This is a genomic window from Pseudopedobacter sp. (genome assembly GCF_040392825.1).
Lineage (GTDB): Bacteria > Bacteroidota > Bacteroidia > Sphingobacteriales > Sphingobacteriaceae > Pseudopedobacter.
This window is the reverse complement of record NZ_JBEBVH010000231.1, coordinates 1-6,580: the sequence shown is the minus strand read 5'-3', so window position 1 is coordinate 6,580 and position 6,580 is coordinate 1. Positions and strand designations below refer to the sequence as shown.

Annotated in this window: 6 protein-coding genes; 5 read left to right on the top strand and 1 reads right to left on the bottom strand. The window is 35.7% G+C overall.

Annotated elements, in window-relative coordinates; genetic code table 11:
- Positions 1-222 precede the first annotated feature (222 nt).
- Both ABWO41_RS14230 and ABWO41_RS14225 read left to right on the top strand, forming a co-directional pair.
- A complete protein-coding gene (locus ABWO41_RS14230) occupies positions 223-1,029 on the top strand; it encodes a murein L,D-transpeptidase catalytic domain family protein (RefSeq protein WP_353139372.1) in 807 nt (268 codons plus the stop codon).
- 62 nt (positions 1,030-1,091) lie between these two features.
- Positions 1,092-2,213 (top strand): lactonase family protein, encoded by a 1,122-nt coding sequence (locus tag ABWO41_RS14225; protein ID WP_353139369.1) that lies wholly within the window; start codon positions 1,092-1,094, stop codon positions 2,211-2,213.
- A gap of 78 nt (positions 2,214-2,291) precedes the next feature.
- Here the strand turns inward: ABWO41_RS14225 and ABWO41_RS14220 are convergent, their stop codons facing one another.
- Positions 2,292-2,924 (bottom strand): YceI family protein, encoded by a 633-nt coding sequence (locus tag ABWO41_RS14220; RefSeq protein WP_353139366.1) that lies wholly within the window; start codon positions 2,922-2,924, stop codon positions 2,292-2,294.
- A gap of 135 nt (positions 2,925-3,059) precedes the next feature.
- On the opposite strand from ABWO41_RS14220, the gene ABWO41_RS14215 reads away from it, so the two are divergent.
- From ABWO41_RS14215 to ABWO41_RS14205, 3 genes are all read left to right on the top strand, one after another.
- Positions 3,060-5,090 (top strand): TonB-dependent receptor, encoded by a 2,031-nt coding sequence (locus tag ABWO41_RS14215; protein WP_353139363.1) that lies wholly within the window; start codon positions 3,060-3,062, stop codon positions 5,088-5,090.
- A gap of 78 nt (positions 5,091-5,168) precedes the next feature.
- Complete coding sequence (locus ABWO41_RS14210; protein ID WP_353139360.1) at positions 5,169-6,161, top strand: aldo/keto reductase; 993 nt, start codon at positions 5,169-5,171, stop codon at positions 6,159-6,161.
- Between the two features lie 98 nt (positions 6,162-6,259).
- The gene (locus ABWO41_RS14205) at positions 6,260-6,514 is read left to right on the top strand and encodes a hypothetical protein (protein ID WP_353139357.1); all 255 of its coding nucleotides are present in this window, start codon (positions 6,260-6,262) and stop codon (positions 6,512-6,514) included.
- The last annotated feature ends 66 nt before the right edge of the window (positions 6,515-6,580 follow it).

The following is a 6,580-nucleotide window of genomic DNA, read 5'->3' as shown; positions in this document are numbered from 1 at the left end:
AAGGGAACTATTGTAACTTTTTCAATTCCTTACTACATTCAAATACCTGATACAGATAATAAAACAAAAGATTCTACGTATATTGTATCGTCTTAAGTAAAAAGTCTTTAATTGTTGATTTATTGTCACATACGCTTAAGCGCGGGTTACTTTACTTCCTTTTAAGTATATATTGTATAGTTAACCTATTAAAATTAAATAGATAAAAGATTGGAGTTGTAAATGGAAAATAGAAAAATGAAGAAATCGAAAAATCTATTAACACATGTTCTACCTATTTTGTTTCTTTTTGTCGCAGTATCAATAATTAGCTGGACTAATTTATCTACTAATTCTGACAATAAAACTAATTCAACCGACACATTAAATTTACAAATTACCGAGAAGCCTAACTTCTCCAGTTACATTAGTAATGTTTATCAAACAATCGGTCTGCATCAGACAGGATTGGCTTTCCCTGTTTTTGAAAAAGCTATCACCGGATTTATTAATTTAAAAAGGGATCATCAGCTTAACAAAGACAAAGAAATTCTTACTGTTATAGATTTTAGCAAATCAAGCACAGAAAAAAGAATGTGGATTATAGACCTTAAAAATAAATCAGTTCTGTTAAACACCTATGTAGCTCATGGAAGAGGCAGCGGGGATGATATGGCCAATAAATTTTCGAACGTTGCAGAATCTCATCAAAGCAGTTTGGGGTTCTATGTAACCAATGAAACTTATTTTGGAAAACACGGCCTGTCTTTGAAACTGGATGGTTTAGACAGAGGAATTAATAACCTTGCAAGAAGCAGAGCTATCGTGGTCCATGGTGCATCTTATGTAAGTGAAAGTTTCATTAACAACCACGGCAGACTGGGTAGAAGCCACGGTTGCCCGGCTGTCCCGGAAGAACTGAATAAGACAATTATTGAGCTTATAAAAGATAAAACCTGCATGTTTATTAATGGTAGCAATCCAAATTACAGATCTGTTTTCCTTGATAAACAAAAAGCAGAAAACATCTTGCTAACTGCCAAAATATAATACTCCGGAGTATTCTGTTATAACGTATTTTTTATAACCACGCAATACGTTATCTTAGGGAGATGAAAACAACATTTTCGCTTTTGATTTTCGGTATGTTGACTACCGGTTATGCAAATAGCATAGCTCAAAACAAATACCATCTGCTTGTTGGAACTTATACCAAATCTCAGCAGCATGGTATTTTTGTTTATGAATTTGATACAGAAAAAGGTACTCTAACACTTTCCAGCCACACCGAAAAAATATCGAACCCTTCTTTTTTAACAATAAATAAATCTCAAAATAAGGTTTATAGCGTTGGCGAAGAAAACGGGGGTTTAGTTTATGCATTCGATTTTGATAAGACAAATGGTAAACTAACTTTGTTAAATCAACAAAAAACAGCGGGTAAAAACCCCTGCTACATAACACTTAGCAAAGATGAAAAACATCTTTTTGTGGCTAATTACAGTAGCGGAAACCTGACTTCATTCCCTGTCGCTAAAGATGGAAAAATATTACCGCTAAACCAGCTTATACAACATGAAGGAAAAAGCATTACTTCCCGACAAACAGCTCCACACGCCCACAGTATTGTAAATGTTCCCCATAGTGACAGACTACTTTCTGCGGATTTAGGCGTAGATAAGGTTTTCGAGTATGTTTATAAGCCGGACAGTAAAGAAGCATTAACTCCATCTGCTCAGGCATCGGTTAATACTCCTGCAGGAAGTGGTCCCAGACATATCGCTTTCAATAAAAAAGGTGATCTGGTATATGTTATAAATGAACTGGACGCCACAGTCTCTGTATATCAATATAAAAACAATGAATTGAAAGCGATACAACATATCGCCATGAATGATTCTGGCTTTTCGGGCACTAACGGTGCTGCTGACATACATTTATCGGGGGATGGTAAGTTTTTATATGCAAGCAATAGAGGAACTGCAAACGAAATTGTCATTTATAGTGTTGATCAAAAAAATGGAAAATTAAATAAAATAGGTGCTCAGCCTTCCCTGGGTAAAGGTCCCAGAAATTTCGCAATAGATCCTACAGATAGTTTTTTACTCGTTGCCCATCAGAATACTGATGACATCTTTATTTTTAAGCGTAATAAAAAATCGGGATTGCTAGAGTTTACCGGCAATAAGGTAAATGTTGGTGCTCCTGTTTGTCTTGTTTTCGCAGATAAATAACAGCAGTTTCAAATTAAATAAAAAAGGAGTACCAAGATTCAATTGATACTCCTTTATACTTTAAATAACTCCCCTCTCCTATTTTTTTGCTGTTATTGAAATCTTCAGGTTAATTTCGTCGGCAATTAAATCATCCTTCATTCCTTCATATACCACACCCCAATCTTTTCTATTAATATTGAAGTCTGCAGTAGCAGTTAAAGCATCAGCAGATGCAGAAGTAACCTGCACCGGGAAACTTATATTCTTGGTTATACCTCTTAAGGTCAGGTTTCCTGAAATGTCTGCGCTGGCAGGAGTTTGATTTTTAACTTCAGTAATTTTGAATGTACTTGTCGGATTTTTTTCTACACTGAAGAAATCTTCACTTTTCAAATGAGTTTCCAGTTTATTTTTGTACTCATCATTTCCTTTTAAATCCTCATTAACAATAGAGTGCATATTTACAACGAATTCACCGCCTACCAAATGACTTTGTTCATTAAGTATGACCTTTCCAGACTGAATTTTAACAGTTCCATGATGAGATCCGGTTACTTTACTTCCTGTCCATTGCACTGTAGAAACAGCAGTATCAATGTTATAAACTGTTCCTTCTACAGCCAGACTATCTGTTACCTCTTCGCCTGTTGCTGCTTTGTCTCCTTTAGGATTGGTGGTACATGCTGCCAAAAAAGCTACACATACAAGTGGTAATGCTAATTTTCTCATGTTTGATGAATGTTGTTTAGTTTTTAATAGTTTAAAAATTTATCAATGTTTAAACACATTTTTTTGTAATTAGTTTGAATATAATCAAAATCATCATTTTTACCTAGATTTGAAAATATAACATATATTCCGTTCATGAAAACCTTACATGCAATTATCTTAAGTTTAGCCATCCCTTCTATTGGTTTTAGCCAGACACTGAAAGACAGCGTAAATCTATCTGAAGTTAATGTAAAGGCTTATTTAGAAGATCAACCGCTGATAAGTCTTCCATCCTCTGCAGTAACTTTAAAAGAATCTTATATTAAAGAACGAAATATACAGTCACTGGTTGCAACTTTTAACAGTATAAGTGGAGTAAGTATGGAAGAGCGATCACCAGGAAGTTACAGGCTTGCTATCCGAGGAAGTTCACTGAGATCCCCTTTTGGTGTTCGCAATATAAAGGTTTACTATGATGACTTTCCATTAACTGACGCCGGGGGAAACACCTATCTGAATCTCATAGATCAGAACACCATCAGGCGAATTGAAATATTGAAAGGTCCTGACGGGAGTTTATTTGGAGCAAATTCTGGTGGTGTCGTTTTGCTGAATAGCCTTTCGGATACGAATACTGCAGAGGCTGGTGTGACAGCCGGGTCTTACGGATTTGTTACGCAACATGTTAATATCGACCGCAATTATGAAAAATATAGCATGAGCTTCAACCAGGCATATCAGCGGAGTGATGGCTACCGGTTAAATACCGGAATGAACCGATTTTTTGTACAGACTCAGCAGAAATGGAAATATGCAGATCATGCTGAACTAAGATTTTCCGGCTTTTATTCGGATATGGGTTATGAGACTCCGGGAGGGCTAACGCTTTCCCAAATGCAGGAAAACCCCAAAGCAGCAAGAGCCAACGCAAAAGAGTTAAATGTTGGAATTTTTAATAAGAGTTTTTTTGGAGGTTTGGCTCATGAAAAAAGGTTTTCACCAAACTTCAAACATGTTATCGCAGTTTCCGGTATTACCTCAGATTTCAAAAATCCTTTCTTCACTAATTACGAAACGAGAGACGAAAGCTCTGTATCGTTAAGAACTTATTTTGAACTAAAAAATGAAACACAAAACAAGAATTTTAGCTGGCAATGGAATCTGGGATGGGAATATCAGTATGGAAGTGCAGATATTATTAACCATACCAATCTGGAAGGAAGTGCAGGCAGTATTACTGCTGCCGACAGAATAAAGAATGAAACCCAATTTATTTTTAACAGGTATACTTTTAGGCTTGGACAACGCTTTAAAGCAGATGCTTCTGTAAGCCTTAACTTTGGAAAAATAGATTTTGAACCCTTGCCTCAATCGATTGGTTCAATAACCGGATCGAAAAAGTTTGATCCAACTCTAATGCCAAGATTGGCAGCTTCTTATCTTGTAATGCCTAATTTGTCTGTAAGAGGAATAATTAGCAGAGGTTATTCATTACCAACAACTGCAGAAATAAGAGCCAATGATGCTCGCGTAAATCCGGATCTGGAACCCGAAACTGGCTGGAATTACGAAGCCGGTTTCAGGATTAACAATTATAAACAAACAATTTTCCTGGATTTTAGTGCTTTCTATTACAGAATGAACAACGCTATTGTTAAACGGATAAATGACAGTTCGGAAGATTATTTCCTAAATGCTGGCGGCACCAAACAGAAAGGTATCGAACTGCAGCTTCACACTACTTTATTTCAATCTAAAGCATTTTTACAAAAAATATATTGGACATCTGCAGCTACCTTATCTGATTTCAGATTTACAGACTATATCATCGGGACTAATGATTATTCGGGAAACATCCTAACCGGTGTACCAAAAGAAAGCTTAACTAACGGGCTTAATTTTGACCTTAAGCATAATCTATCTGTATTTATACAACACCAATATAATGGAAAAACTTCTTTAAACGATGCCGAAACGATTTTTGCAGATGCATATCATCTTATTCAAATGCGTTTAAACTGGAAAAAGAATTTTGGAAAAAGTCTATTGAACTTTTATGCTGGCACAGACAATTTGTTAGATGAAACATACAGTCTTGGAAACGACATTAATGCTTTTGGAAACAGATATTTCAATCCTGCGGCGAACCGATCTTTCTTTGCCGGAGCAAATATTAAATTTTAGTCATTTTAGCTATTCTATTTCGGATAATATCATGGCATCTATAGTTTTGGAATTAGATTTACATAACATTAAAAGACTATGAAATACAGAAAACTTGGAGAGACAGATTTACAATTATCAGCCATTGCCTTCGGCGCATGGGCTGCCGGTGGCTGGATGTGGGGCGGATCTGATGAAAATGATGCCATAAAAGCTATTCTAGCGGGATTTGATGAAGGTATGACTTCTATAGACACTGCTCCTATTTATGGACAGGGACATAGTGAAATTATTGTTGGGAAAGCTATTAAAAATCTAAGCAGGGACAAGGTTCAGGTATTAACCAAGTTTGGCATGCGATGGGATTTAACTCAAGGAGATTTTGGGTTTAAAAGCAAGAACAATGCAGGAGAAGATATAGATATCTACAAATACGCTGGTAGAGAAAGTATTATTAAAGAATGTGAAGACTCTTTACGCAGACTGGGAACAGATTATATTGATTTGTATCAAATTCACTGGCCTGACGTAACCACTCCAATTCACGAAACTTTTGAAGCTGTATCTCGGCTCATTAAAGACGGTAAGGTTCGTTATGCGGGCGTTTGTAATTATAACTTGGAACAAATGCAGGAGGCGGAAAAAACTTTAAATATTGCTTCTAACCAAGTTGCCTATAGCATGCTTAGAAGAGCCGTTGACCAAACTATTGTTCCGTATGTATTGGAAAAACACAAAGGTATTCTGGCTTATAGCCCATTAGAAAGAGGTTTACTAACAGGAAAAATTAAAGAAAACCACCATTTTAACGAAGGTGACCATAGAGCTGGACTTCCTTTCTACCAAAAAGAAAATCTGGTAAAAGTAAATCGATTCTTAAGTATTATTGAACCAATTGCTAAAGAAAAAGATGCAAGTCTGGGGCAGTTAGTATTAAGCTGGACAATAGAGCAGCCTGGTATTACTGTAGCCTTAGCTGGCGCAAGAAATGCAGAACAGGCTGTCCAGAATGCAAAAGCTGCTGATATTAATTTATCTATAGAGGAGATTGATTTTATAAACAAGGAAGTAGTCAAACTAAATTTAAAATAAATATGAAGAAAGTCATCATAAGCTTATCCTTTTCTATTTTAATATTTCTGTTTGGATGCTCCTCGTATAATATGATTTCTTACAATGCAAACCAGAATATGAGAAATATCAATCTCGGGATGAGTAAAAGCCAGGTTATTGATGTTATGGGCAAATACTACATTGTAAGTTCGGCGTCTAAAGATAATCAGGAAAATATAAAAGAGATATTAGCGTATAAAAGTGATGTCAATGAAGAATATAAGTTGGTTTTTATCAACGATAAATTAACCGAGTGGAACCGTGTCTTCACCAACTGTCGTGAACATGTTTATAAACCGGTTGTTGAAACCAAAAACGATAAGGCTAATTGATACCTGATGTTAAGAGGCTGTATCTTTTAATATTACTCTGATCCAATTTCTTCTTTTTTAATTTAA

Coding starts and splice junctions, on each gene's coding strand:
- ABWO41_RS14230 (WP_353139372.1), top strand. CDS start 223: ATGGAAAATAGAAAAATGAAGAAATCGAAAAATCTATTAACACATGTT.
- ABWO41_RS14225 (WP_353139369.1), top strand. CDS start 1,092: ATGAAAACAACATTTTCGCTTTTGATTTTCGGTATGTTGACTACCGGT.
- ABWO41_RS14220 (WP_353139366.1), bottom strand. CDS start 2,924: ATGAGAAAATTAGCATTACCACTTGTATGTGTAGCTTTTTTGGCAGCA.
- ABWO41_RS14215 (WP_353139363.1), top strand. CDS start 3,060: ATGAAAACCTTACATGCAATTATCTTAAGTTTAGCCATCCCTTCTATT.
- ABWO41_RS14210 (WP_353139360.1), top strand. CDS start 5,169: ATGAAATACAGAAAACTTGGAGAGACAGATTTACAATTATCAGCCATT.
- ABWO41_RS14205 (WP_353139357.1), top strand. CDS start 6,260: ATGAGAAATATCAATCTCGGGATGAGTAAAAGCCAGGTTATTGATGTT.